Below are 26,069 nucleotides of genomic sequence, written 5' to 3'. Positions count from 1 at the left end.
GTATCGGCCCGGCGGGGCGCCCCGGCCCTTCGGCCCGGCGCGCCCCGTCCTCTCGGGCTGCCCGTCCCGTCCTCCTGGGCGGACCCGTCCCGACCCCTCAGCCCCGCGCGCCCCGGTCCTCGGCGACGAGGCGGCCCAGCGCGATGCCGAGCCGACGGGCGTACCACCGCTGGACGACCGGCACCAGTGGCCCGGCGAGGCGGCTGTACCACGCGGCCGGGCGGCTGAACGCCAGGACGGTGAACCACACCGACCCGTCGTCCGCCAGGTCCACCACAAAGCACTCCTCGCCGCACTCCGGGTGCCCGGCCTCCGTTCCGTAGCCGAAACCGACGCGCTCGCGCTCGTACGCCGTCCAGACGACCCGGCAGGGCGCGGTGAACCGGAACGGGCCGACGCCCAGGGACACCCGGACACCGACCCCCGGCTCGGCGCGGGCGGCCGAGGCGCTGATCCGGGCCCCGCTGCGGCGGTGCATGCCCCAGCCGGTGACCGCCGCGCCCGCCGCCTCGAAATCGGCCCTGCCGCGACCGACGCGGGCCTGGTGGTGGAGGTGGTGGTACCCGTGGGGGAGCGGACCGAGGCGGGTGGCGCCGACCTCGGGGTAGGTGAGCGTGCTCATGCGGGCCTGCCTTCGTGGGGTACGGACCGGACCAGCAGATTTGAACGCGTTCAAGCCTGCTCGGCGTGACTCTACGATCCCCCTTGAACGTGTTCAAGGGGGATCGAGCCGGGCCGAGGCGTGGGTCCGGGCCGGGCGGCGGCATGGACCGGGGCGGGGCGGCGTCACCGGGGGCGGCCGGTGCCGCCACCAGGAACGCGCGCCCCGCCCCGCTCTCTCGGTCCCACGTCTCACGGAACGCCGCGGCGCCACTCCCGTACCAGCAGTCGGCCCAGGTACAGGCCCCCGATGGCCATCGTGCAGATGCCGACCGGCAGGTTGTCGCACAGCGGCAGCTGCTGGGCGCAGAGATCCGCGAGGACCGGCAGCAGCGCACCGGTCAGTGCCGACAGCAGCAGATGCGGGCCGGAGACCCGGGTGAGCCGCTTGGCGATCTGAGGAGCCGTCAGCAAGATGGGGGCGACCGGCCCGGCGACGGCCCCCGCCGGGAGCACGACGGCGACTACGGCGCCGAGCGGCGCGCCGAGCCCTGCCGGGACGGAGTCCGGGAAGAGCAGGGCGGCGATCGCGGCACCCGCCCCGGCGCCCGCGGCCAGGCCGATCACGTCGGGGCTGCCGAGCGGATTGCGGGTGACGGACTGGAACGGCGCCCCGGACGGACCGAGTGCCGCGCCCGTTCCCGCGGCGACCGTCAGCCGCGGTCCGCGGAGCCGTTCCAGGACGAAGGCGTTCTTCGACCTGGTCGCTCAACGGGGACGGCTCCAGGAACTGGACCTTCGGCGACAACGCCAAGGCGTTCCAGGGCCGTTGAGCGCGCCATGAGCCGGGCGGCTCCGCCGGGACGGACGGAGCCGCCCGTACGGTCAGGGGCGGGGGTCGGAGGCGTCCAGCATGGCCTCCCGCTCCACCACCTTGATCCGCTCGCGCCCCTGCGCCGCGCCCAGCGCCTGCTCGTGCGCGTCCAGGCGGTGCCAGCCCTCACGGGTGGTCCAGCGGACGCCGCGCTCCTCCAGGAAGGCGGTGACGGCCGCCGGGTCGGGGCTCGCCGGGGCCGGCAGCCGGCCGGACGCGTGGTCCTCCAGCAGGCAGGCGACCGTCTCGTTGGCGTCGCCCTTGGTGTGGCCGATCAGGCCGACCGGGCCGCGCTTGATCCATCCCGTGACGTACACCGAGGCCATCGGCTCCTCGCCCTCGACGACGCGGCCCGCGACGTGCGGGACGGTGCCGGAGGTCACGTCGAACGGGAGCTTGGGGAGCTCGCGCGAGTAGTAGCCGACCGCGCGGTAGACGCTCTGCACGTCCCAGTCGGTGAAGCGGCCGGTGCCCCTGACGTTCCCCGTGCCGTCCAGCTCGGTCCGCTCGGTGCGCAGGCCGACGACGCGGCCGTCCTCGCCGAGGATCTCCGCCGGGGACTCGAAGAAGTGCAGGAAGATCTTGTGCGGGCGGTCGCCCACGTCGCGGATGGCCCAGTTCTCCAGCGTGGAGGCGACCATGTTGGCCTGCTTGTTGGCGCGCCGGGTCTCGATCGACCCCTGGTCGTACTCGATGTCCTCGGGGGCGACGACGACCTCGATGTTCGGCGAGTGGTCCAGCTCCCGCAGCTCCATCGGGCTGAACTTGGCCTGTGCGGGGCCGCGTCGGCCGAAGACGTGCACTTCCAGCGCCTTGTTGGCCCGGAGCCCGTCATGGACGTTCGCGGGTATCTCGGTCGGCAGCAGTTCGTCCGCCGTCTTGGCGAGGACGCGTGCCACGTCCAGGGCCACGTTGCCGACCCCGAGCACGGCGACCTTCTCCGCCTCCAGGGGCCAGGTGCGCGGCACGTCGGGGTGTCCGTCGTACCAGGAGACGAAGTCGGCCGCGCCGTGGGAGCCCTCCAGGGTGCTGCCCGGGATGTCGAGCGCGCGGTCCCGGTCGGCGCCGGTGGAGAAGATCACCGCGTCGTAGAACGCCCGCAGGTCGTCCAGGCCGATGTCGGAGGGGTAGTCGACGTTGCCGAACAGACGCAGCTGCGGCTTGTCGAGCACCTGGTGCAGTGCCTGCACGATGCCCTTGATCCGCGGATGGTCGGGGGCCACCCCGTAGCGGATCAGGCCGAAGGGGGCGGGCATCCGCTCGAACAGGTCGATCGACACCCCCGGGTCCTGTGCGGCGTCGGACTTCAGCAGCGCGTCCGCCGCGTAGATTCCGGCGGGGCCGGCTCCGACTATGGCGACGCGGACGGGGCGGGTCATGGAGTGCGGGTCCTTAGAACGGGTGACGCGGGCAGTGCGGTGCAGGCGCAGGTAAGGCTGGACCTACCGTGCTCCACAGAACACGGTAACCGCTTGTGACCTGCGGCCTCGCGCCGGGCCGTGCTGCGCGCGGGCCGACACGGGGGTGTTCCGTGGCCCGGGGGAGGGGGTGCGCCGGGGTCCGGGCGGCGCGCTCCGGATTCGCCCGGCGGCACCGGCGTTCGCTCGAACAATCGGACAAATGATGGCAGAGTGACGGTCATGGATGATCGGGTAGCGGGTGCCTTGTCACTCCCGGACGACTGGCCCGCCCACCCGGATCTCAGTCTCGCCCTGAACCGAATGGGCAGCTTCGACTGGGACCTCGACAGTGGCCTCATGCACATGGACCGGCCCGCACTCGACGTGTTCGATCTGCGGGCCGAGGAATACGACGACCGGCCGGAGTCGCTCGCGGCCCGGGTGCCGCCGGACGAGAGCGTGCGCCTGGACGCCATGGTCGCGCAGGCGCTCAAGAGCGGGCGGAGCAATTACGGCGCGTACTTCCGGCTGCAGCGGCGTGACGGGACCCTGCGCTGGACCCACACCCAGGGCTTCATCCGGCGCGACGAGTCGGGCCGCCCCCGGCGCATCATCGGCATCGTCCGTGACGCGACCCAGGAACTGGCCGACTCCACCGCCCGCCGCGAAATCGACCAGGAGCGCCGACGGCGCACCAGCCTGGTGGACGGGGCCACGGCCGCGCTCGCCCACGCGCGCACGGTCCGTGACGTGATCGAGGTCCTGAAGAAATCGCAGGGCCTGGCGCACCTCGGCGCGACCAGCCTGGTCGTGGGGCTGATCGAGGCCGGGCGCATCCACCTGGTCGCGGACGGCCCGGAGGGCTCGTTCGTCCCCGGTACCCGGTACACCCGCACGGACGAGCCGTACCCGATGAGCGAGGTGGTGAGCACGCTCGCGCCCCGCTTCATCGAGTCCGCGGTGGACTTCGCCGAGTCGTACCCGATCCTCTGGCCCCACATCAGCCACCTCGGCATCACGTCCGCCGCCTATCTGCCGCTGGTCGCGCAGGCCCGTCCCATCGGCGCCCTCGGGCTGCTCTACAGCGGGAAGGACGGCTTCACCGGCGACGAGCGCAATCTGCTGGTCGCGCTCGGCAGCTCCATCGCCCAGAGCCTCCAGCGGGCCATGCTCTACGAGCAGGAGCACGATCTGGCCGAGGGGCTCCAGCAGGCGATGCTGCCGCGCCGGATCCCGGAGGTGCCCGGGGCGCAGGTCGCCGTGCGCTACCGATCGGCCCGGCTGGGCCGGGACATCGGGGGTGACTGGTACGACGTCATCCCGCTGCCCGGCGGCCGGGTCGGCGCGGTCATCGGGGACGTCCAGGGACACGACACGCATGCCGCGGCCGTCATGGGACAGCTGCGCATCGTGCTGCGGGCGTACGCCGCCGAAGGACACAGCCCGGCCACGGTCATGGCCCGTGCCTCGGTATTCCTCCACGAACTCGACACGGACCGCTTCGCGACGTGCACCTACGCCGAGGTGGACCTGACCACCGGGGTGGTGCAGCTGGTCCGGGCCGGGCACGTCGATCCACTCGTCCGTGACACCGACGGCGACTGCCGCAGACTGCCCGCGGAGGGCGGGCTGCCGCTGGGGCTCTCCGCGGAGTTCGGGCGGCTCGAATACCCGGTCGGCACGGTGGAGCTGGACCCGGGGCAGACACTGGTGCTCTTCACCGACGGTCTGGTGGAGCTGCCCGGCGCCGACCTCGACGAGGGCATGCAACTGCTGACGTCCATGGTGCGCGACGGTCCGCGCGACCTGCAGAAGCTGGCCGACCGGCTCTGCGAGGAGATCGACGACCGCGGCGGCGAGGACGACGTGGCGGTACTGCTGCTGGGCCGCAAGGCCGCCCACGCGCCCCAGCCGGGCGGCCGGCTCCAGCAGCACGTCGCCCAGGGCGATCCGGAGGCGCTGAGCGCCGCGCGGCACATGATCCGTGCTGCCGTACGGGCCTGGGGGGCCCGGGTGCGGGCCGACGAGGTCGAGCTGGCCGCCGACGAGCTGATGACCAACGCCCTGATGCACACGGACGGCGGGGCCATCGTGACGATCCGGGTGCTCACCGGCCCCGAGCGGCGCCTGCGGATCGACGTCGAGGACCGGTCCAGCGCGCTGCCCCGCCGCCGCGACGCGGGGGAGACCGGGGTCTCCGGCCGGGGGCTGATGCTCGTGGACCGGCTCACCGACCTCTGGGGTGTGGAGTCGCGCGGCACCGGAAAGTGTGTGTGGTGCGAATTCGTCATTCCGGGGCGTGACTGACCGCCGTTCAGGCGCTACCCGACAGTAACTGAACGCGATGGGCTATTGAGTGATCGTGAGTGATCGGAGGCGGCCGACCGGTTTCGCCGGTCTCCGTCCGATGGCTCGCGCCGCTCCGTTCCGCCCGTCGGGCGGCGTTCTCCGTTCCTCGCCCTTCTTCATCTTCTTCGCCTTTGCCACTCCTTTCATCTCCTTCACTCCTTTCACCTCCTTTCCTTCGACTTCGACGACCTGGGGACGCGGTGGGTACTGAGCTGCTGGCACCTCTCGATCTGGCTTTCTGGCACCTGGAGTCCGACGCCCACCCCATGCACCTGGGCGCGCTCGCCGTCTTCTCGGCGGCGCCCGGCACGGCGCGCGGCGGCGCCGAGGCCGTCCTGGAGCTGCTGCAGACCCGTGCCGCCGCGATCCCCCGGCTGCGGATGCGGGTCAGGGACGTACTGCTGCCGGTCGGCGGCGCGGCCTGGTTCGTCGACAAGGACTTCGACGTACGCCGACACATCGAGCGGGTGCGGCTGACCGGGCAGGAGGCGCGGGACGGGGACGCCGGGTTCATGGCGGGCGCCACCCGGCTCGCCGGTGAGCTGATGGAACGGCCGCTGGAGCGGGGCCGTCCGCCATGGCGGATGTATGTGATCGGCGGGGCGGACGGCGGCCCGTTCGCCGTGCTCGTCAAGCTCCATCACGCGCTCGCCGACGGAATGCGCGCGGTTGCCATCGGCGCCGGGATCTTCGACGAGATCGCCCCCCTCGCCGGACGCGCCCCGGGCGGCCCGCCGTCCGTCCGGGCGTGCGCGGTGCCGCCCCGCTCCTGGATGCCGGGCCCGCGCCAGGTGGCCGGCCTGGCCCTGGGCCGGATCGAGGATCTCGGCCGGGCGTTCGGCGTCGGTGCCTCCGTGGTGCGGGCCAGCCGGCTGGACCTTCGGGGCGCGCCCGCGCTCACGGCGCGATCCAGCGGGACCCGGCGGCTGGCCACCGCGGACCTGGACCTCGCCGCCGTCCGGCGGATCCGCCGGGCCGCCGGGGGCACGGTCAACGATGTCCTGCTCGCGGTGGTCGCCGGGGCACTGCGCCGCTGGATGCGGGAACGGGGCGAGACACCGCCCGTCGACGACCCCCGAGCCCTGGTGCCCGTCTCCCGGCGCAGACCCGGCCAGCCCGCCGCGACCGGGAACAGGCTCTCCGCCTACCTGCTCGCCCTCCCCGTCGGCGAACCCGACCCCCGGCTGCGGCTGCACCGCGTGCGCACGGCCATGGACCGCAACAAGGCCGCCGGACCGCTGCGCGGGGCCGGTGCCGTCGCCGTGCTCGCCGACCAACTGCCTTCGCTGGCCCACCGCTTCGGCGCACCGATCGCGGGCAGCGCGGCCCGGATGCTCTTCGACCTGCTGGTCACCAGCGTGCCGCTGCCGCGCTCGACGCTCTCGCTCGGCGGCTTCCCGCTGCGCGCCGTCTACCCGATGGCGCCGCTGGCCCGCGGCCAGGCCCTCGCCGTCGCACTCTCCACGTACGGGGGCCGGGTGCACGTCGGGCTGGTGGCAGACGGCAAGGCGCTGCCCGATCTGGACCGGCTCGCGCACTGCGCCGACGAAGAGGTGGCGGAACTGCTCGCCCTGCTGCCGGTGCCCTGACCGGTTGCCCGGGCCGTGGCCCGGACGGGCGTACGGCCTCCGGCAGGAGCATGGCCCCTGACGGGAGTACGGGCCATGCTTCCGGCACCCTGGAACCATGCCCGAACTGCCGGAAACCCTCTCGACGACGCCTTCGACCGCGACACGTTCGCCGCGCTGCTCGCCCGGGAGAACCGCCGGATCAAGGGGGTCCTGTGCGAGCAGTCCCTGATCGCCGGCATCGGCAACGCCTAACGACCTGGGGAGCAATAGAGAGCGGGCTCCCGACGCCCTGCGACTCCGCCTCCCGCGTCGTCGTCGGTCACCGACGCTCCTTCCCCAAGCTCTCAGCTGCTTTCGAGCAGGGGAGACCCCATCCTCCTCCCTCCGCCGCCCTGGATTCGAAGCCGCACGACGCCGCTCGCTGATCCACTCCCTATCGTTCCCCAGGTCGTAAGGGCTGTCCCGTAGTCCGTGGTGGACCAGCGCGCGGCGTCGGATGTGGTGCATCGCAAGGCGGAGGGGCGTCCGCATACTGGACGTATGCGGACGTTCCAACAACGCGGCGAGGCGCCGCAGCTGTCGTCGCGCGCCCGCCAGGGATTACGGGACAGCCCTTGGCTTGACTCTGTCGGGGATCTTGGAGTCGCCGAGGTCAGCTGCCCAAGGTTCGCCAAGACTTCAGCCGGGGAATCTCGCGCTGGTCGAGGTAGTCCTGGAAGGCGGTCGGTCGGCGGGGTGCGGGGGTTTCCTCGTCCGGTGGCAGTCCGGGCCCGTCTTCCTTCTCGGCGGTGCGCCAGCGCAGGTGTCCTGCGGCGTCACGGTGGTAGTTCTGCACCACGATCTGGCGCAGGGCCTGGACGCGCGGGCCAGCCGCGTGGTCTGTTCCGTGCCGGTAGAGGTGTTCCAGGAGCCGGACGGCGTCGTTTCCGGTGGCGAGGATTCTGGTCTTGGGTTTGGTGGGGTTCTTGCCCAGGCGGACCGGTCGGCCGTAGCGGAGCCCCCAGTCCTCGTCGACCAGCTCGTCGAGCAGGTGAGGGGAGGTCCCGGCGACTTCTTCGAGTGCGGCACGGACCGCCTCGGTGATCAACTCCAGGCGGGTCAGGCCGCGCACGGCGGCCAGGACGTGGGTGGAGTCGGTGCGCTGCGTGGTGCGCTCGCGCACCAGTCCGGCCTCCTTGAGGCGGGCCAGCGCGAGGTCGAGAAGACGGTCGGCGCGGTCGTCTTCGGCGAGGCGATCGCGGAAGTCGGCCAGCACGCTGTGGTGGAACCCGGGGTCGTCCAACTCCATGGCCATGGCGTATTTGAAGTCGATGCGGCAGCGAACCGCCTCGGCGGCCTGCCGGACCGGCGGCCGGCCACTGGCCGACCGCCGACTCTCCCGGCTCCTCAAGCAGCCCGCTCGCCCCGGCGGCCGACGCCCCGCCGGCCGGGCCGTCGGCGGCAGAGGCCCGGCCCGTGACCCCGGACACGTTCTACACTCCGCCCATGCTGCGCGTACTCGCCGTCGACGACGAAGAACCCGCACTGGAGGAACTCCTCTACCTCCTGCGCGCCGATCCCCGCGTCCGCAGCGCCGAGGGGGCGTCGGGCGCCACCGAGGCGCTGCGCCGCATCGGCGCCGCCGTCGACGCCGGCCCCGACGACCCCGCCGCCGTCGACGTCGTCTTCCTCGACATCCACATGGCCGGACTCACCGGTCTCGACGTCGCCCAGCTGCTGGCCGGGTTCGCCGCGCCCCCGCTCATCGTCTTCGTCACCGCCCACGAGGGCTTCGCCGTCCAGGCGTTCGACCTCAAGGCCGTCGACTACGTCCTCAAACCCGTCCGGCGCGAACGCCTCGCCGAGGCGGTCCGCCGCGTCGCCGAGCAGGTGGGCGACCGCTCCGCACCTGTGCTCGACACCGCGGGCGACCAGATACCCGTGGAACTCGGCGGGGTGATCCGGTTCGTGCCGATCGACGACATCGCCTACGCCGAGGCCCAGGGCGACTACGCCCGGCTGCACACCGCAACCGGCAGCCACCTCGTCCGCGTCCCCCTCACCACCCTGGAGGAACGCTGGCGCTCCCGCGGCTTCGTACGCATCCACCGCCGCCACCTCGTCGCGCTGGGCCGGATCGACGAACTCCGTCTCGACGCGGGCAGCATGAGCGTGCGCATCGGCACCGCGGAACTCGCCGTGAGCCGCCGTCACAGCCGTGCGCTGCGCGATCTGCTGATGCGCAGGACCGGCCGCTGACCAGGGGCGACCCGGACGTCACCCCCTTCCCAGGGCCGTCCCGCGCTGCGTACACTCCGGGCCCATGTCCGCAGAGCCAACACCCCGGCGCGAAGTGGTGACGGGGGAGCCCCGACGGGCGCGCCCGCTGCCGCGCTACCGCACCCAGTCGGAGATCGACGAACAGACCGCACTCGGCGGCGCGTACGTACGATCCCTGATGCGCAGTCAGCTTCGGGCCGGGCTCACCGTGTTCGTGGTCCTCGCCGTCGTCGTCGGGACCCTGCCCCTGGTCTTCGAGGCCCTGCGCGGCGACGCCCCCGTCTGGGCCGTGCTCGGCTTCGCCGCCTACCCGCCGCTCACCCTGGCCGCCTGGTGGTACGTACGGCGGGCCGAGCGCAACGAACGCGACTTCGCCCGGCTCGTGGAAGGCCGCCCCGCGCAGTGAGCCGCACGTACGCGGTGACGGCCGTCGCCGTCGTCGTCGCCGCGACCGTCCTCGTCGGCGGCTTCGGGCTGCGCATCTCCCGCACCACCTCCGACTTCTACGTCGCCTCGCGCACCGTACGGCCCCGCCTCAACGCCGCCGCGATCAGCGGCGAATACCTCTCCGCCGCCTCCTTCCTGGGTATCGCCGGACTGGTGCTCGTGCACGGGCCCGACATGCTCTGGTACCCGGTCGGATACACCGCGGGCTATCTGGTCCTGCTCGTCTTCGTCGCCGCGCCCCTGCGCCGCTCCGGCGCCTACACCCTGCCCGACTTCGCCGAAGGGCGGCTGGAGTCGCGGCGGGTGCGCCGGCTGGTGAGCGTCCTCGTCGTGGCCGCGGGCTGGCTGTACCTGGTGCCGCAGCTCCAGGGCGCCGGGCTCACTCTGAAGATCCTCACCGGGGCGCCCGGCCGGCTCGGCGACGTCCTCGTGGCGGCGGTCGTCGTCATCGCCGTCGCCGCGGGCGGCATGCGCTCCATCACCTTCGTCCAGGCGTTCCAGTACTGGCTCAAGCTGACCGCGCTCCTCATCCCCGCGATCTTCCTGGTCCTCGCCTGGCAGGGCGACGGCCGGCCCCGCGTCTCCTTCGACGGCCAACTCTCCGTCTTCCGCGCCGACCACCCGCTGTACGCCACCTACGGGCTGATCCTCGCCACGTTCCTCGGCACCATGGGCCTGCCCCACGTCGTCGTCCGCTTCTACACCAGCCCCAACGGGCGGGACGCCCGCCGCACGACCGTCGCGGTCCTCGCGCTCATCGGCTTCTTCTACCTCCTGCCACCGGTCTACGGGGCACTGGGCAGGCTCTACGCCCCCGACCTCGTCCGCGGCTCGGACGCGGACGCCGCCGTGCTGCTGCTGCCCGGGCGGCTCATCGGCGGGGTCGGAGGGGATCTGCTCGGAGCGCTCATCGCGGGTGGCGCCTTCGCCGCGTTCCTGTCGACCGCGTCCGGCCTCACCATGGCCGTCGCCGGGGTCATCACCCAGGACGTGCTCCCCACCCGGGGCGTCCGGCACTTCCGGCTGGCCACCATGCTCGCCATGTCCGTGCCGCTGGCCGGCTCACTGCTGGTCAGCCGGGTGCCGGTGGCCGACTCGGTGGCCATGGCGTTCGCCGTCTCCGCCTCCTCCTTCTGCCCGTTGCTCGTCCTCGGAATCTGGTGGCGGCGGCTCACCCCGCCCGGCGCGATCGCCGGACTGCTGTTCGGCGGCGGCTCCGCCTTCCTGGCCGTCGCCATCACCGTCAGCGGCGCGGTGCGCCCGCCCGGCTGGACGCACGCCCTGCTCGCCTGGCCCGCCGTCTGGTCGGTACCGGTCGGATTCCTCGCCATGGTCCTGGTCTCCCTGGCCACGCCCGGCCGGATACCACCCGGCACGAACGCCGCCATGACCCGTTTCCACCTGCCGGAGTCACTGACCTCGGGGAGACACCGATGACCGGGGCCGGATACGCCGTGCTCGTCGTGCTGGCCCTCCTGCTGCCCACCGCCGGATTCCTGCTCGGCCGCCGCGCGGCCCGCACCGTCCGTCCCAGCGACGTCGGAACCCCCGTCGAGCACGCCACCTTCGAGACCCTGCACACCGCCTCCCTCGCCGCGCCCCCGTTGCGCGCCGGGCTCACGGAGGAGAGCGCCCGCAAGGCCGCCCGCAGGCTCCGTTCCCTGCTCGGCACCGACGCGCTCTGCCTCACCGACCGCGACCGCGTCCTCGTCTGGGACGGTGCGGGCGAGCACCACGGCCGGCACGTCATGGAGCGGGTACGGGGCCTGCTCGACAGCGGACGCGGCACCGCCTTCCCGAGCCAGTGCGACGACCTCGACTGCCCCCTGCGCTGGGCCGTCGCCGTCCCCCTCACCGTCGACCACCGGGTCCTCGGCACCCTGGTCGCCTACGCCCCGCGGGAGTCCGCCGTCCTGGCGAGGGCCGCAGGGGAAGTGGCCCGCTGGGTCTGCGTCCAGCTCGAACTCGCCGAACTGGACCGTTCCCGCACGCGTCTCATCGAGGCCGAGATCAGGGCACTGCGGGCCCAGATCTCCCCGCACTTCATCTTCAACTCCCTGGCCGCCATCGCCTCGTTCGTCCGCACCGATCCCGAGAAGGCCCGCGAACTCCTCCTGGAGTTCGCCGACTTCACCCGCTACTCGTTCCGCAGCAACGGCGACTTCACCACCCTCGCCGACGAACTGCACTCCATCGACCAGTACCTCGCGCTCGTCCGGGCCCGGTTCGGCGAACGGCTCTCGGTCACCCTCCAGGTCGCCCCCGAGGTGCTGCCGGTCGCGCTGCCGTTCCTCTGTCTCCAGCCCCTGGTCGAGAACGCCGTCAAGCACGGCCTCGAAGGAGCCGCCGACCGGGGCGGCGAGGAGACCCCGACCCACATCACCATCCGCGCGCTCGACGCCGGGTCCGAGGCCGAGGTCGTCATCGAGGACGACGGCGCCGGAATGGACCCGGAGCGCCTGCGCCGCATCCTGCGCGGCGAGGGCGGCAGGTCCACGGGCGTCGGTCTGCCGAACGTCGACGAACGGCTGCGCCAGGTGTACGGCGACGACTACGGGCTCGTCATCGAGACGGGCGTCGGCGCCGGGATGAAGGTCACGGCACGGCTGCCGAAATACCGCGCGGGGGTGCACGGTTCCTGATCAACGGACGGGGGAGCTCAGTGGAGATGGATCGCCAGATGCCCCAGCGGCAGGCCCAGCTGCCAGGCCGGGATCCATACCCGGGCCCTCTCCTCGGTCTCCCCCGTGCTGTCGGCCGGGTCCGGGAGCGGCGCGCCGATCGCGTCGAGGCCGGCGGCGAGCAGTTCGGTCCCCTCCAGCCACCGCCAGGCCGCGCGGGCCAGCGTCACGTCCGGGGCCGTGCCGCCCACCGGTCCCGACGCCGCCTCCCGCGCGTCGAGCCGTTCCCGGACCCAGTCGCGCCAGGCCGTGCCGTACGCCGTCAGCAGCCGGAGTTCGTCCATCCGCGCCGTGGGCAGCACCCCGGCCGTCCCGGCGTCGGGAGGACGGACGCCGTGGCCGGGGCCGCGGATGCCGGAGAGGAAGACGGTGAGCGCGAGCGCCTCGCGGCCCGCCCGGTACTCCAGCGTGCCGGGCTCCATCAGATCGCCGGTCCGCAGCAGTTCGTCCGCGACGTACTCGGCGCACATCCAGGCCATCGGGACCAGCAGCCCGCCCCCGCCGGTTCCGTCGCCGGTTCCGTCACTGGTTCCGTCCTGACGTTCCGGGCGCATCCCGTCTCGCCTCTTTCCGTTCTCGGCAACGGGCTTCACGGAGCATTGAACCGGGGCGGCGCGGCCCGCGTGGCCAGAAGCACAGGATCCGTCACGAACGGACCCGCCCACGATCCGAGGACGCGATGACCGCAGATCCCCGCGAGAGCCCGCACGTGCGGCGACTGCTCGGTGCCTACGTCCTCGACGCGCTCACCGTCGACGAGACGGGCACGGTCACCCGTCACCTGCGGACCTGCGACGCCTGCGCCGCCGACTACGTGGAGATCGCCCAGGCCGCCTCGCTGCTCGCGCTGCTGACCGAGGACGATCTGCCGGAGTAGCCCGGCAGGCTGCGGGAGAGCCGGCGCAGCGCGTAGTAGGACCGCGACTTGACCGTGCCCGCCGGGATGCCGAGGGCTTCCGCCGTCTCGGCGACGCTCAGCCCGCGGAAGTACATCTGGACGAGGACCGCGCGGTGCTCCGGGCTGAGCGCGCGCACCGCCTCGCGCACGTCCAGCGCCGCGACCGTGGCTTCGGCGGTGTCGTGCTCGCCCGCGGTGGCCTCCAGCACCACGTCGCTGACCTCGGCGGGCCGGGCCTGACTGGACCGCCGCGCGTCGATCGCGAGGCGCCGGGCGACGGTGAACAGCCAGGGCCGCATCGACGCGTAGGGGGCGTCGAAGGCCTCCGGATGCTGCCAGGCCCGCACCAGCGTCTCCTGGAGCAGGTCCTCCGCCCGCTGCCGGTCGCCGAAGGTCAGCCCGAGCAGGAAGCGGAAGAGGGCGGGGCCGTGCTCCCGCTGGAGATCCGCGAGGGCCCGCTCGTCCGTCGTCATGGTGGTCATCGTGAACGCCCTTCCCCGCGCCGGCCCTGCCGTTTCGTTGTCGACGGGCGTATCCGAACGCATCGGGGCGCCCGGGAACAGGCGACGGGCGGTGTCGTGCGACGAGCGGTCGCACAGTGCGGCGAATGGTGCGGTGAACGGTCCGGCGGACGGCGGGCGGGCGGCGGACGGTCGGCGGCCCGCCGCCCGACTTCGAACGGATGTCTGGTCAATTCGGTGGTCCGGGGTGATCCCGTACGGACGTCCTCCGGCCCGGCCGGTCGAGGCGTCTTCGCGTACGGACGTACTCAGTCCGGCCGGCCCGTGCCCGACCCCGGAGTCCTCGCCATCTCCGACTTCCGGTACGAGTAGCCGAAGTAGATCACCAGACCCACCAGGAACCACACGAGGAACCGCACCCACGTCTGCCACTGCAGGAACGTGATCAGCCAGAGGGAGAACACCACGCCGAGGGCCGGGACGAACGGCATGCCGGGGGTGCGGAACGTACGCGGCAGCTCGGGACGCCTGTACCGCAGCACGATCACCGCGACGCACACCACGACGAACGCCAGCAGGATGCCGATGTTCGTCAGCTCGGCGGCCTCGCCGATCGGCAGGAACCCGGCGATCACGGCCGACGCCCCGCCGACGATCCAGGTCACCCGGGTCGGCACGTGCCGGGTCGGGTGGGTCTTGGCGAACCACTTCGGCAGCAGCCCGTCACGGCTCATCGAGAACCACACCCGCGTCACCCCGAGCATGAAGGTGAACATCACCGTGAGGATGCCGATGATCGCGCCCGCCGCGATCACATCGGCGAGACTGCTGAGCCCCACCGACTTGAACGCGGAGGAGAAGCCCGACTCCGGGTCGATGTCCTTGTAGCTCTGCATGCCCGTCAGCACCAGGCACGCCGCCACGTACAGCACCATCGAGATGGCCAGCGAGTACAGGATCGCCTTCGGCATGTGCCGCTGGGCGTCCTTGGACTCCTCGGCGGCGGTCGACATGGCGTCGTAGCCGAACACCGCGAAGAAGACCGTGGCCGCCCCGGTGAAGACACCGCTCACCCCGAACGGGAAGAACGGGTGGTAGTTGGCCGTGCTGACGTGGAACACGCCGACGCCGATGACGAGCAGGACGACGAGTACCTTCAGTGCGACCACGACGGTCTCGAAGCGGGCCGCGTTCTTGATGCCGAGGGTCAGGAGGTACGCCACGAGCAGACAGAGCAGCGCGGCGAACAGGTCCACCCGGTGACCGTCCCCGGTGCCGGGCGCGCCCAGCATCCACGCCGGCAGCTTCAGCCCCGTCTCGCCGAGCAGGAAGCCGAAGTAGCCGGAGATGCCGATCGCCACCACCGAGACGATCGCCGTGTACTCCAGCAGCAGGTCCCAGCCGATGAACCAGCCGACCAGCTCCCCGAGCACCGCGTAGCCGTAGGTGTACGCGGACCCGGCCCTCGGGATCAGGCCCGCGAACTCCGCGTAGCTGAACGCGGCGGCGGCGCTCGCCACGCCGGCGATCAGGAAGGAGATCAGCACCGCGGGCCCGGCGGTGCCGTTCGCGACCGTACCGGCGAGCGTGAAGATGCCCGCGCCGATGATGCCGCCCACGCCGATCGCCGTGAGCTGCCACAGACCGAGCGATCTGCTGAGCCGGGTGGTGGCGTCCCCCGTCGGCGCCTTCTCGTCGATCCGCTCGATCGGCTTGCGGCGCAGCACGCCCTCGCCCACTCGCAGCCCGGCCATGAGTCACCCCTCCGCTGACGGATGTCGCTGACGGGCGCTCATGATGGCCCAGGTGACGTCCGTCCGAAAGACGGCGTGCCGTCGGGCCGGGGCGGGGGGCTTGCGACGGTCAGGGGACCACCGTGACGGGCCAACGGCCCGCCTTCACCAGCCGGACCGCCACCGAACCGGTGACCGGCCGGCTCCGAGGCGCCCACCACGACCGCGTCCGCCTTCAGTTCGTCCGCCGCCGGGGGGACGGCGCGGGCCGTGGCGTGGGCCGGGTGCGGGCGCGTTCCGGACGGGGTGTGGACGGTGGCGGGTACGGCCGGAACCGCGGCCGATGCCGACGACGGTCGAGGTTCCGGCCCGGACTCCGCTCACGTCGCGGACATTCCCCTTATCAGGTGCAAAACGGCCGGTGGTCGGTGTCGCTGATCGGCGCGGGGCAGCGGACGTGCGAGCAGTTGGTCATGAAGAATGATCAGAGGTTTCCGGGGCGCAGGGCATTGCTGCGGCTGGCCGCCGGACTGGGCACCGCCGGTGCCGTGCGCGTGATCGCCGCGGATCCGGCCGGCACGCAGGTCCGGTCGCCCGCGCCGGAGCGGGCGGGTGCCGCCGGTCTTTCCTCGGCCCTCGGGGAGGTGCCCTCCTCCTACCGGCCGGCGCCCATGACCGCGGGTGCCCCGCCCCACTTCCGCCCGGCGGTGCCCCCGGTCCGCACCAGGCCCTTCGAACACCTGCCGGAGCTGGGGCGTGCCATGGTGCTCACCTTCGACGACGGCCCCGACCCGCGCTACACCCCGCGCATCCTCGCCACCCTGCGCGAACACGATGTCCGCGCGATGTTCTTCGTCTGCGGCGAGATGGCCGACGAGTACCGGGACCTGGTACGGGCGATCGCCGAGGACGGGCACACCGTCGGGAACCACTCCTGGACGCATCCCCTGGTCACCCGGCTGTCCCGGGCCGGGGTGCGCGACGAACTCGGCCGCACCAGCGAGGTGATCGAGAAGGCCACCGGCACCCCGCCGGTCTGGTACCGGGCCCCGTACGGGGCGTGGAACCGGAACTCCTTCGAGATCGGCGCCGATCTCGGCATGGAGCCGATGGCCTGGACCGTCGACACGCTGGACTGGACCGAACCCGGTGCCGGGACCATCGTCCGCAGGGTCCGGAGCGGGGCGGCGCCCGGCGCCGTGGTGCTGTCGCACGACGCGGGCGGCGACCGTTCGCAGAGCGTGTCGGCGCTGCGCCGCTATCTGCCGGAACTGCTCGACCACGGCTACCGGATCACGGTGCCGCGCCGCCGGTGACCGTGCCGTCGGCGCCGTTCCGGGGCGGAACGGCACGCTGTTCGCCGCGCCGCTCGCGGTGCGGCCGCCCGGGACGAGGGCGGCGTGATCAAGGGACCGTCCACGGTCGCGCTCACCGTCGGTTCGTCCGTCGGCCGGCCTGAGTCCCGGGCCAGTTGGGAGAGCCCGGTCGCGATGCCCTGCGGCGGCGCGCGCCTCCCGGGTGCAGCGGCCCGTGAACCTCACGATCTCTCGACACGATCCGATAGCGCAGAATCAGACGTCGATTCCGGGATGAAATTTCGAGAGAAGGCGGCGGTCAAGGGCTGTCCCGTGATCCCTGGCGTATCGGCAAATGACGTCATATGCCGTTTATCGCAAGGCAGAGAGGTGCATCTGGGCCTGGCGTACTCGGGCGCTCCGAAAACTCGGTGAGGCGCCGTATCTTTCGTCGTGGGTCCGCCAGGGAATACGGGACAGCCCTCAAGCCGAAGCTCGGGCCCCGAGAGCGCCGGATGACATTTCGCCAGGCCGATCGTTGTGGCGTGTTTGTGACATGGAAGGAATCCGCCACTGTCGATCAGTTGTCTCGGTGTGTGCAGAGGCCGAAAGTGAGTGCTGCATGAAGCAAGTACTTCCTTTTTTTCATGAGTAGGAGACACTCGTGCATCTCTTGCGTCATTTTTGCGGCGAACCCGGAACAACGGAACCTCAGCAGGTCTCTCGATGAGGCGTTTGCGGAGATCGTCGCCACTTGGTTCTGGCGACATGAGCCGACGAGCGCGTGGTTCCGCGCGCCTTGATTCCCCTTCGGGGAAGGTCATCACGTCGATGAGAGGGTCACGACCGGCTGGGCCGACTTGGCTCCCGGCCGGCCCCGCCGCCTCGGCGCACCGGCTGACGGACCGTCCGGTGCGGACGGTCCTGGGGTTGCTCACCGCGGCCTGTGTGGTCGGCACGCTCGGCGTCCTTCCGGTCGCCACCGCCGCCGAGACGCCGGCGGCCCAGGCCGCCCCGCCGCAGCAGAACAGCCCCGTTGTCGCCACACACAAGCTCACCCTCGTCACCGGCGACGTGGTGACCCTGGAGCGTCACGCCAACGGTTTGCAGGCGGCGACGGTCGCGCCCGCGGCCGACGGCATCCCGGCGGCGTTCACCACCATGAAGGTGGGCGACGAGGTCTATGTCGTCCCGGACAAGGCACAGCCCTACCTCGCCGCGAACGAACTCGACCGCGAGTTGTTCAACGTAACCAAGCTGGTCGAGTACGGCTACGACGACGCGCGCCGCCCCGCCGTACCCCTGATCGCGACCTACGGGGGCGCGCCGGGCAAGGCCGGGAAGGCGCTCGAGAAGGCCGCGCCGGCCGGTTCGGTGAAGAAGGACGAGCTGCCGAGCGCCAACGCGGTGGCGCTGCACGCCGGTAAGAAGAAGGCGGCGACGTTCTGGGAGGCGGTCGACGACGACAGCGCCGCCGCGGCAAAGGCGCCGAAGCTCGCCGGCGGCATCAAGAAGCTCTGGCTCGACAAGCCGGTGCGCGTCACTCTGGACCAGAGCGTGCCGCAGATCGGCGCCCCGGAGGCGTGGGCGGCCGACTACGACGGCACCGGCACCAAGGTCGCCATCCTCGACACCGGTGTCGACCCCGACCACCCTGATGTGGCGGGGCGGGTGAAGAAGACGCAGAACTTCACCGACGACCCCGACGCGGTCGACCACCACGGCCACGGCACGCATGTCGCCTCGACCATCGCCGGTTCGGGTGCCGCGTCGGGCGGCAGGCTCAAGGGCGTGGCGCCGGGCGCCGACCTGTACATCGGCAAGGTCCTCAACACGGCCGGGTCGGGCTCCGAATCGATGGTCATCGCCGGCATGGAGTGGGCGGCGGCCCAGGGCGCGGACGTCATCAGCATGAGCCTGGGCGGGGCGGCCGGCAGTGATGGCACCGACCCGATCAGCCAGGCCGTCAACCAGCTCACCGAGTCCTCCGGGTCGCTGTTCGTCGTCGCGGCCGGCAACACCGGCCCGGGCAAGGGGACCGTGGGTTCGCCGGGTGCCGCCGAGGACGCACTGACCGTCGGTGCGGTGAACAAACAGGACCAGCTCGCGAACTTCTCCAGCCGCGGCCCGCTCAAGGAAATCTTCGCGGTCAAGCCGGAGATCACCGCACCGGGCGTGGGCATCGTCGCCGCCCGCGCCGCCGGCACCACGATGGGCACCCCGGTCGACGCCAACTACACCGCGGCCAACGGCACCTCGATGGCCACCCCGCACGTGTCCGGCGCCGCGGCGATCCTCGTCCAGCGCCACCCCGACTGGTCCGCCGACCGGCTCAAGCAGGTGCTGGTCAGCACCGCCAAGCAGGGCTCGTACAACGCCTACCAGGGCGGTAACGGCCGCGTCGACGTGCCCAAGGCGATCGACGCCACGATGTACTCCAGCCCCGCCGTCGTCAGCATGGGCAAGGAGTCGGCCGAGAGCGCGCCGGTCACCAAGACGATCGACTACGTCAACACCTCCGCGGCGGACACCACGCTGTCGCTCCGCCTGTTCAGCGCCGGAGAGACGGCACCCCCGCCGGACGGCATCTTCACGCTCAGCGCCAACAGCGTGACGGTCCCGGCGAACTCCACCGCGAGCGTGACGGCGACCTACCACCCCGAGCTCGGCGCCGTGGGCGACTACACCGGCATCATCACCGCCACCGCGGCCGACGGCACCGCGATCCGCACCACCGTCGGCGCCACGAAGGACGTGCCCACCGTCGACCTCACTCTCAACACGATCGACCGGAACGGAGACCCGGCTTCCGGCGAGCTCGCGGTGTTCGACCTGGACAATGGGGTCGTCAGCGAGGTCTTCCCCCAGGGCGGAACCAAGACCGTCGCGCTGCCGCAGGGTCGCTACTCCGTCATGGGCATGGTGTACACGAAGGACAAGGCCACGGGCCTGGCCGTGAGCAACACGCTCGCCGGTGAGCCCGTCGTGGATCTGAAGGCGGACCGGACGATCACGATGGACGCCCGGCTGGGCAAGGAGGTCAAGGTCTCGACGCCCAAGGTGTCGCAGTCGAGCCAGTACAAGCTCGGGTACCGCCAGAGCCTCCCCGGCAAAAAGGGGATCGACTACATGAAGGGTACGTCGAGCCTGTTCGCGAAGCACGCCTATGTGGTGCCCACCAAGCCGGTGACGGACGGCACCTTCGAGTTCAACTTCCAGGATCGCAGGTACTCGCCGGTGATCCGGGCGTCCTATGCCGGGCAGGGAGGCGCGCTCCCGCTCACGCCGGTGACCTATGCGGCCCGGTTGTACGGCTCCAGCAAGCTCCAGGCGGTCGACGCCGGCACGGGACGGCCGGAGGACCTGGCCGGCAAGGACCTCGACGGCAAGCTCGCGGTCGTCACCCGCGATGCCACCTCGAAGGTCGTCGACCAGATCGCCGCCGTGGCCGGTGCCGGCGCCAAGGCAGCGGTCATCGTCAACGACCGGCCCGGCGTCTACGCCACCAGCGTGCCGCGCGTCACCGGCACTGCCGTCCCGGCCTGGAGCCTCACCCAGGACGAGGGCGCGGTGCTCTTCGGCCGGATGGCCGACGGTCCCACGCGGATCAACCTGCAGGGCATCAAGAAGAATCCCTCCGTGTACAACATCGCGCTGATGGTTCCCGGTGGAATTCCGGCCGACCCCACCGACGCGGTCACCGCGGAGAACTCGGCCGTGGTGAAGTCCCACTACCGCAGCACCAAGGGCACTCTGATCGGTGACACCACCTCGGCGATCCGCCCGGGAGAATCCTTCATCACCCAGCTCGTGGACTTCTACGACGCCCCGGTGGACCGGGAGGAGTGGTACTCCACCGGCAGCAAGTGGCCGACGATGAAGGACATGGGGTGGTGGCACACGGTCTACCCGGACCGCAAGGACATCGTCACCAGCATGAGAGACCTCGTCCGCAACTACAGCCCGGGCGGGCAGCGCGAGGAGACCTGGCTGGGTGCGGTGAACGGCCCGCCTGGCCCGGAGAGCACCCTCGCGTTCCGCGACGGTGACAAGGTCACCCTCAACATGCAGGAGATGGGCGACAGCCAGCCCGGACACTACGCCTACTTCCAGGGCGACAACGGCACCGCGTCGACGGTGCGGCTGTACCAGGACGACAAACTCCTCAAGGAGCAGGGCTGGTTCACGCTCACGACGCTGCCGGTCGGCCCTGACCCGGCGACCTACCGGATCACCATGGACACCGAGCACCCGGCGTGGTTCCCGCTGTCCACCAAGGCCAGCACCGCCTGGACGTTCAAGTCCGCCCGGTCGGCGAACGGCAAGGAGGACCTGGCACTGCTCTGGCCGAGGTACGGCCTGGACCTGGACGCGGAGAACACCGCCAAGGGCGGCGACACCTACCACTTCGACCTGGCGTTCGTCCTCCAGAACGGAGCCACCCCGGACATCGACGGAGTCAAGGTGGAGGCGTCCACCGACGACGGTGCCACCTGGCAGCCCGCGAAGGTCAAGAGCAAGAGCGACGGCAGCTGCAAGGTGTCCGTGAACAACCCGGATTCTGGCTACGTGTCCCTGCGCGTCAAGGCACAGGACACCCACGGAAGCGAGATCGAGCAGACCCTGATCAAGGCCTACGCCGTGCGCTGACCCGCATGGCAGTCCTTTCCTGACCGCACCCCTGGCACAAGGAACGCCCTTGCGCCAGGGGCGCACCCCGTTGTACCGGCAGTCGGATACTTCGCCGTTCCTCCGTATTGCCGAAATCGAGAGCATCCTCGAAAAGACCGGACATATCCGAGAGTTCCGACGTCCGCATCAGCCCTCTTGATATACCGCTTCATCGGCGCAGCTCCGCATTCCCGAACGCGGCGCCAGCAGTTTCCCCTGCCCGTGATTGGTTTGGCGTTCCTCAGCCAGCCTCCAGCCGAATGCCGTGGCGGGTTTGCGACATGGGGGAAATCCGCCACTGTCAATCGGTTGCCTCGGTCCGCCATGGACCCCGAAAGTGTCTGCCGAATGTGGCACGTACTTCTTTCTCGCGATGAGTAGGAGACAGTCATGCATCCCCCGCGCCATTTTCTCGACATGATGGGATCTCAGGAGGTCTCACGGTGAGGCGTCTCAGGCGACGGTTGGTCACCGCGGCCGTCGGCATGACCGTCCTCGGGACAGTCATGGCGAGCACCGCGGCGAACGCCTCCAACCCGAATCCGGCTCCGTCTTCACCTACTTCCCTCAACCTGCCGGCTTCGGTCAGCGGCAGCCTTCTCAAGGCTGCCGCCGGGAACCGGGCGGACCTGTCGCTGACGCTGGTGACCGGCGACAAGGTGCAGATCGGCGTCACCGAGGACCGGAAGCCGGTCGTCCGTGAGATCGTGCCCGCGACGCGGCCCGGGAACGAGTCGGTGCTCTTTCACACCGTCACCAGAAACGACCAGGTCTACGTCGTACCGGAAGACGCCTTGCCGCTGCTCCGTGCCGACGTGCTGGACTGGGAGCTCTTCAACCTCGCCAAGCTGGCCGACTGGGCGGCCGAGGGCAGGACCGGCGAGGTCCCGGTGATCGCCACGTACACCGGCAAGACCAGTGCCCGGACGGTGAAGCCCCCCACCGGTACGAGCGCCAAGGCCGTCCTGCCGAGCATCAACGCCCGCTCGATGACCATCAAGGGCAACGGCCAGTGGTGGCGAGAGGCGCGGAAGAAGAACACCGGCAAGTCCGCCGCCTCCCTGGCGACCGGCCCGCTGGCCGGGGTGGGGAAGGTGTGGCTGAACGAGCTGACGAAGCTGCAGCTCGACCAGTCCGTACCCCAGATCGGCGCGCCCGCCGCCTGGGAACGCGGCTATGACGGTTCGAACGTGAAGGTCGCGGTGCTGGACAGTGGCGTCGATGCCACCCACCCCGATCTGTCCGGCCAGGTCGCCGAGGCGATCGACTTCACCAACAGCCCGAACGGTCCGGTGGACGGACACGGACACGGCACCCATGTGGCGTCCACGATCGCCGGTACCGGCAAGGCCTCCGACGGGCTGCGTCGCGGTGTGGCGCCCGGTGCGAAGCTCGCCATCGGCAAGGTGTGTGACAACGAGGGCAGATGCGCCGGCGACGCGGTCATCGCCGGCATGGAGTGGGCCGCCAAGTCCGGTGCCGATGTGGTCAACATGAGCCTCGGCGGCGCGCCCAGCGACGGACGGGACCCGCTGAGCAGTTCGGTCAACGCTCTCAGCCGCACCTACGGCACCCTGTTCGTCATCGCCGCGGGCAACAGCGGCCCGGATGCCGAGACGGTCGGATCGCCAGGTGCCGCCGACGATGCGCTGACCGTCGCGGCCGTGGACAAGAGCGACCAGATGGCTCCCTTCTCCAGCCGCGGACCTCGCGTCGGGGACGGCGCGGCCAAGCCCGACATCGCGGCTCCGGGCGTCGCCATCGTCGCGGCCCGCGCCAAGGGCTCCTCGATGGGCAAGCCCGTGGACGAGTACTACACGTCCGCCAGCGGCACTTCCATGGCCACGCCCCATATGGCCGGTGCCGCGGCGATCATCGCCCAGCAGCACCCGGACTTCACCGGGCGGCAGATCAAGGCACTGCTGATGGCGACCTCCAAGGACCTCGGGCACGACCTGTTCGCGCAGGGCGCCGGCCGGGTGGACGTGGCCCGCGCGATCGACCCGAAGATCATTCCGGACGGAAACCTGGTCTTCGGCCGAGCCGAGTACCCTCACTCGCCGGTATCCAGGACGGTCACCTACAGCAACTGGACCGACGAGCCGATCACTCTCACGCTCTCCGCCTCGGCCTCCTACGCGGGCAAGCCCGCACCGGCGGGACTGTTCACACTCAGCGCCGACCAGGTGACCGTGCCCGCCAAGGGCTCGGCCGATGTGACGGTGACCATGGACGGCAGGGTGGTGGACAGTTCAGGGCAGTACGGCGCATACGCCGGCGTCCTGACCGCCAAGGACAGCGCGGGGGCACTGCTCGGATCGTCGCGGATCTCGACCTTTGTGGAGCCGATCCGCCATGACCTGACCATCAAGGTCATTCCCCCGGCCGGTGCCACCGATGTCTCGTACGGCAGCGCGCTGATCGTCCCGGTCGACGAGGACGAGCTGAACCTGTACGAAAAGCCGCTGACGGCACCGGGCGGCGAGACGATCAGGGCACGGGTATTCTCCGGCACTGTCACGGCGGCCATCGGGGTGACGTGGCGGGACGCGGCCGGCGAGCTGCACCGGGCCGCACCAATGGTGCCGGAGGTGGAGGTCACCGGAGCGACCACGGTGGAGCTGGACCTTCGGAAGGCCAAGCCGGTCAAGGTGAACACCCCGGAGCCGACCGAGACATACCAGGCAGCCTTCAAGACCGAGCGGACCTCCGTGGACGGAAACTGGGGGATCACGGCGTCGTTGGCCACCGAATACGGTCCCGCTGAGCCGAACTGGTGGGGACTGCCGACCGCCGGTGAGGTCAGTCTCGGCACGCTCGACTTCCACAGCGAGCATGTCCTGGTACCGCCGTCAGTGACGATGGAGGTCACGGGGAACGGCGACTCCTTCGACCTGGGCGCCCGCTACGCGACACCGGACACCACCATCAACGGCGGCAACCAGAAGTGGACTAAGGACGGGAAGCCCGTAACCACCCTCGTGCGGTCGTCGATTCCCCGACTGCCCACCGGCGGCAAGAAGCCCGTCGTCTACGCGGGCACCGGCTCGGCCGAGGAACTCGCCAAGGTCGATGCCAAGGGTGCGCTGGTGCTGCTGAAGCCCACCGACATCTGCGGGTCGACCTGCGACTTCACCGCACTGCGCAAGCGAGTGGCGGCGGCCGCCTCCGTGGGCGCGGTCGGGGTGCTGGTGACCGGTGAAACCGATCGGATCGCCCTGCTGAAGTACGAGTCGTCCCGGCAGTACAAGTGCGAGAACGGTCCCGGCAGTTGTCCGCCGGTCGATCCGTACGCAGCGCTGCCGATCGTGACCGTACCCCCGGCCCAGGCCGCCACGCTGATCCAGCGGATCGAGGGCGGAGCGAAGTCCGATGTCCGGATCGAACTCGGCGGCAGCCGGGAAGTGTCCAAGGCCTACGCTCTGGCCTTCAACTCCCCCGGTAAGGTTCCCGGCAACCTGCCGTACCAGGTCCAGTCCCGGGATCTCGACCGTGTCGATCACCGCCTCCACGCCGACCAGCCCGGCGCGATTCCCCACTTCAGTTGGAACCGGATGACCGAGTCCGGCCCGGTGACAGAGGAAATCATGCTGCCCAAGCCGGACAGTCAGCGGCAGTTCACCACGTTGGTCGGGCCGCGGAACGACAACGCGATCGACCGTTTCGAGATGTCCGTCAGGGACTATCTCGCGCCGTCCGTAGCACGTCCGTCGGGCCCGGGCGAAACCCAGGACCTGGTGCTCGGCAAGAAGAACACGATCGACTGGAACGAGGGTCCGTCCCTTCCCGGCGCGGCGCCCCAGGCCCGCACCAAGTCGGGCTTCACCGCCGACACCGGCCTGCCGTGCGCCGGCTGCCGGGAGGGCGACCGCTTCTGGCCCACCCTCTACCAGACCAGCAGCGGGGGCGGTCGCCAGACCATGATGGGCATGCTCAACGACACGGGTGTCGCCCATTTGATCTACGGGATCCAGCCCTGTGAGCCCCCCGCCTGCAAGGTGAGCCTCTTCGACGACGCCGGCCACGAACTCCAGCAGAAGCTCAACCCGGTCGAGTTCGCCTTCCAACTCGGCGAGCCCGGCAACGCGTCGGGCCTGATGTCGAGGAGCGGGCGGTGATGACCGAAATGGGAAAGGAGACCGCTCCGATGAACGCGGCCACGCCATCGGGATGGCGCCGGAAGGTGAACCTGGCGGCGTCGGCAGCCGTAGCGATGCTCGCGCTGGCGGGGTGCAAGGCCGACGTCATCTCGTACGACCTGCCTGCGGAATCAGCCCGCTACACGTTCCAGGCGGAGACCAACGGGGTCAAGACCGCGTGGGAGTACACCTCCGACCGGCCGACCAAGCCTGACACGCCGACGTCACAGCCGTGCGTCGCGGACGTCGTTGTCAAGGAAACCGGTCCGTGCCGTCCGGAGCCGCTCATCTTCCTGCGGTACGACCTGGGCCTGGGGCTGGACAACACCGCCAAGGCAAACGGGCCCCACCCCATCACCGTCACCGGCTACTACCAGGATCGGCTCAGCACGCCACCGACCGTGACCGAGTTGCGGGCGGAGGCCAGCTTCGACGGTGGCAAGACCTGGCAGTCGGTGAGCACCAAGGCGGACGGGAAGAACACCTTCACGGCGCGCATCAAGCACCCGAAGCGCGACAAGGCTCCCGAAGGAGTCGCACTGCGGATCACCGCGACCGACAGTGCCGGTAATGAAGTCGAGCAGACCATTCCCCAGGCGTACCGACTGCGCTGAGGCGAACCGACCCGAAGGGGTCACGGCCGGGGCGAGACATGAGATTCGCCCCGGCTGCGACCCGCGTTTTCGGCGAG

Annotated in this window: 17 protein-coding genes and 3 pseudogenes; 12 read left to right on the top strand and 8 right to left on the bottom strand. The window is 71.0% G+C overall.

Features of this window, described 5'->3' with window-relative positions:
* Window positions 1-97 precede the first annotated feature (97 nt).
* The 3 genes and pseudogenes from ACFYXM_RS02190 to ACFYXM_RS02180 form a co-directional block, all read right to left on the bottom strand.
* A complete protein-coding gene (locus tag ACFYXM_RS02190) occupies window positions 98-622 on the bottom strand; it encodes a DUF1990 family protein (protein ID WP_389286027.1) in 525 nt (174 codons plus the stop codon).
* Between the two features lie 230 nt (window positions 623-852).
* Window positions 853-1,356, bottom strand: a pseudogene (locus tag ACFYXM_RS02185) (iron chelate uptake ABC transporter family permease subunit); the annotation flags it as partial.
* Window positions 1,357-1,485: 129 nt separating this feature from the next.
* Window positions 1,486-2,853 (bottom strand): FAD-dependent oxidoreductase, encoded by a 1,368-nt coding sequence (locus ACFYXM_RS02180; RefSeq protein ID WP_389286025.1) that lies wholly within the window; start codon window positions 2,851-2,853, stop codon window positions 1,486-1,488.
* Window positions 2,854-3,114: 261 nt separating this feature from the next.
* Here ACFYXM_RS02180 and ACFYXM_RS02175 point away from each other — a divergent pair, with 261 nt between their 5' ends.
* The 3 genes and pseudogenes from ACFYXM_RS02175 to ACFYXM_RS02165 all read left to right on the top strand — a co-directional run.
* On the top strand, window positions 3,115-5,181 hold the full coding sequence (locus ACFYXM_RS02175; RefSeq protein ID WP_389286023.1) for a SpoIIE family protein phosphatase: 2,067 nt from the start codon (window positions 3,115-3,117) through the stop codon (window positions 5,179-5,181).
* Between the two features lie 242 nt (window positions 5,182-5,423).
* Window positions 5,424-6,812 (top strand): wax ester/triacylglycerol synthase family O-acyltransferase, encoded by a 1,389-nt coding sequence (locus ACFYXM_RS02170; protein WP_389286021.1) that lies wholly within the window; start codon window positions 5,424-5,426, stop codon window positions 6,810-6,812.
* A 117-nt stretch (window positions 6,813-6,929) separates the two neighbouring features.
* A pseudogene (locus ACFYXM_RS02165) lies at window positions 6,930-7,043 on the top strand (Fpg/Nei family DNA glycosylase); the annotation flags it as partial.
* Window positions 7,044-7,446: 403 nt separating this feature from the next.
* Here the strand turns inward: ACFYXM_RS02165 and ACFYXM_RS02160 are convergent.
* Window positions 7,447-8,319 carry a transposase gene (locus ACFYXM_RS02160; protein ID WP_389286019.1) on the bottom strand — a complete coding sequence of 291 codons (873 nt, stop codon included), beginning with the start codon at window positions 8,317-8,319 and terminating at the stop codon, window positions 7,447-7,449.
* Between ACFYXM_RS02160 and ACFYXM_RS02155 the strand changes: the two genes are divergently transcribed.
* From ACFYXM_RS02155 to ACFYXM_RS02140, 4 genes are all read left to right on the top strand, one after another.
* On the top strand, window positions 8,280-9,032 hold the full coding sequence (locus tag ACFYXM_RS02155; RefSeq protein ID WP_389286017.1) for a LytR/AlgR family response regulator transcription factor: 753 nt from the start codon (window positions 8,280-8,282) through the stop codon (window positions 9,030-9,032). The genes ACFYXM_RS02160 and ACFYXM_RS02155 overlap by 40 nt on opposite strands.
* Window positions 9,033-9,096: 64 nt before the next feature.
* The gene (locus ACFYXM_RS02150; RefSeq protein WP_389286015.1) at window positions 9,097-9,459 is read left to right on the top strand and encodes a hypothetical protein; all 363 of its coding nucleotides are present in this window, start codon (window positions 9,097-9,099) and stop codon (window positions 9,457-9,459) included.
* Entirely contained in the window at window positions 9,456-10,937 is a 1,482-nt protein-coding gene (locus tag ACFYXM_RS02145; RefSeq protein ID WP_389286013.1) for a cation acetate symporter, read from the top strand. The genes ACFYXM_RS02150 and ACFYXM_RS02145 overlap by 4 nt, the downstream gene beginning before the upstream one ends.
* Window positions 10,934-12,142, top strand: a complete 1,209-nt coding sequence (locus ACFYXM_RS02140; protein WP_389286011.1) for a histidine kinase — start codon at window positions 10,934-10,936, stop codon at window positions 12,140-12,142. Before ACFYXM_RS02145 ends, ACFYXM_RS02140 begins: the two co-directional genes overlap by 4 nt.
* Window positions 12,143-12,159: 17 nt before the next feature.
* On the opposite strand, the gene ACFYXM_RS02135 is transcribed toward ACFYXM_RS02140, so the two are convergent.
* Window positions 12,160-12,735, bottom strand: coding sequence for a hypothetical protein (locus ACFYXM_RS02135; RefSeq protein WP_389286009.1), 576 nt, complete (start codon window positions 12,733-12,735; stop codon window positions 12,160-12,162).
* 125 nt (window positions 12,736-12,860) lie between these two features.
* Here ACFYXM_RS02135 and ACFYXM_RS02130 point away from each other — a divergent pair, with 125 nt between their 5' ends.
* Complete coding sequence (locus ACFYXM_RS02130; protein WP_389286007.1) at window positions 12,861-13,058, top strand: zf-HC2 domain-containing protein; 198 nt, start codon at window positions 12,861-12,863, stop codon at window positions 13,056-13,058.
* Here the strand turns inward: ACFYXM_RS02130 and ACFYXM_RS02125 are convergent.
* The 3 genes and pseudogenes from ACFYXM_RS02125 to ACFYXM_RS02115 form a co-directional block, all read right to left on the bottom strand.
* Window positions 12,992-13,561: a sigma-70 family RNA polymerase sigma factor gene (locus ACFYXM_RS02125; RefSeq protein ID WP_389286005.1), complete on the bottom strand. Its 570-nt coding sequence runs from the start codon at window positions 13,559-13,561 to the stop codon at window positions 12,992-12,994. The two genes, ACFYXM_RS02130 and ACFYXM_RS02125, sit on opposite strands and share 67 nt — an antisense overlap.
* Before the next feature lie 287 nt (window positions 13,562-13,848).
* Entirely contained in the window at window positions 13,849-15,294 is a 1,446-nt protein-coding gene (locus ACFYXM_RS02120) for an amino acid permease (protein WP_389286003.1), read from the bottom strand.
* Window positions 15,295-15,403: 109 nt separating this feature from the next.
* Window positions 15,404-15,524, bottom strand: a pseudogene (locus tag ACFYXM_RS02115) (universal stress protein); the annotation flags it as partial.
* A gap of 222 nt (window positions 15,525-15,746) precedes the next feature.
* Between ACFYXM_RS02115 and ACFYXM_RS02110 the strand changes: the two are divergent.
* The 4 genes from ACFYXM_RS02110 to ACFYXM_RS02095 all read left to right on the top strand — a co-directional run bounded on the left by ACFYXM_RS02110 (window position 15,747) and on the right by ACFYXM_RS02095 (window position 25,992).
* The gene (locus tag ACFYXM_RS02110) at window positions 15,747-16,589 is read left to right on the top strand and encodes a polysaccharide deacetylase family protein (RefSeq protein WP_389286001.1); all 843 of its coding nucleotides are present in this window, start codon (window positions 15,747-15,749) and stop codon (window positions 16,587-16,589) included.
* Between the two features lie 891 nt (window positions 16,590-17,480).
* Complete coding sequence (locus ACFYXM_RS02105) at window positions 17,481-21,218, top strand: S8 family serine peptidase (protein WP_389285999.1); 3,738 nt, start codon at window positions 17,481-17,483, stop codon at window positions 21,216-21,218.
* A 464-nt stretch (window positions 21,219-21,682) separates the two neighbouring features.
* Window positions 21,683-25,357, top strand: coding sequence for a S8 family serine peptidase (locus ACFYXM_RS02100; protein ID WP_389285997.1), 3,675 nt, complete (start codon window positions 21,683-21,685; stop codon window positions 25,355-25,357).
* Window positions 25,357-25,992, top strand: coding sequence for a hypothetical protein (locus ACFYXM_RS02095; protein WP_389285995.1), 636 nt, complete (start codon window positions 25,357-25,359; stop codon window positions 25,990-25,992). Before ACFYXM_RS02100 ends, ACFYXM_RS02095 begins: the two co-directional genes overlap by 1 nt.
* The last annotated feature ends 77 nt before the right edge of the window (window positions 25,993-26,069 follow it).

Origin of the sequence: Streptomyces sp. NPDC002476, from assembly GCF_042889785.1 — a bacterium.
GTDB lineage: Bacteria > Actinomycetota > Actinomycetes > Streptomycetales > Streptomycetaceae > Streptomyces.
The sequence above is the reverse complement of the archived record's forward strand: the minus strand, read 5'-3'. Positions and strand labels throughout refer to the sequence as shown.

Excerpts from the sequence above, each read along its gene's own strand:
- ACFYXM_RS02190 (WP_389286027.1), bottom strand. The coding sequence starts at position 622 with ATGAGCACGCTCACCTACCCCGAGGTCGGCGCCACCCGCCTCGGTCCG.
- ACFYXM_RS02180 (WP_389286025.1), bottom strand. The coding sequence starts at position 2,853 with ATGACCCGCCCCGTCCGCGTCGCCATAGTCGGAGCCGGCCCCGCCGGA.
- ACFYXM_RS02175 (WP_389286023.1), top strand. The coding sequence starts at position 3,115 with ATGGATGATCGGGTAGCGGGTGCCTTGTCACTCCCGGACGACTGGCCC.
- ACFYXM_RS02155 (WP_389286017.1), top strand. The coding sequence starts at position 8,280 with ATGCTGCGCGTACTCGCCGTCGACGACGAAGAACCCGCACTGGAGGAA.
- ACFYXM_RS02150 (WP_389286015.1), top strand. The coding sequence starts at position 9,097 with ATGTCCGCAGAGCCAACACCCCGGCGCGAAGTGGTGACGGGGGAGCCC.
- ACFYXM_RS02140 (WP_389286011.1), top strand. The coding sequence starts at position 10,934 with ATGACCGGGGCCGGATACGCCGTGCTCGTCGTGCTGGCCCTCCTGCTG.
- ACFYXM_RS02135 (WP_389286009.1), bottom strand. The coding sequence starts at position 12,735 with ATGCGCCCGGAACGTCAGGACGGAACCAGTGACGGAACCGGCGACGGA.
- ACFYXM_RS02130 (WP_389286007.1), top strand. The coding sequence starts at position 12,861 with ATGACCGCAGATCCCCGCGAGAGCCCGCACGTGCGGCGACTGCTCGGT.
- ACFYXM_RS02125 (WP_389286005.1), bottom strand. The coding sequence starts at position 13,561 with ATGACCACCATGACGACGGACGAGCGGGCCCTCGCGGATCTCCAGCGG.
- ACFYXM_RS02120 (WP_389286003.1), bottom strand. The coding sequence starts at position 15,294 with ATGGCCGGGCTGCGAGTGGGCGAGGGCGTGCTGCGCCGCAAGCCGATC.
- ACFYXM_RS02110 (WP_389286001.1), top strand. The coding sequence starts at position 15,747 with ATGAAGAATGATCAGAGGTTTCCGGGGCGCAGGGCATTGCTGCGGCTG.
- ACFYXM_RS02095 (WP_389285995.1), top strand. The coding sequence starts at position 25,357 with ATGACCGAAATGGGAAAGGAGACCGCTCCGATGAACGCGGCCACGCCA.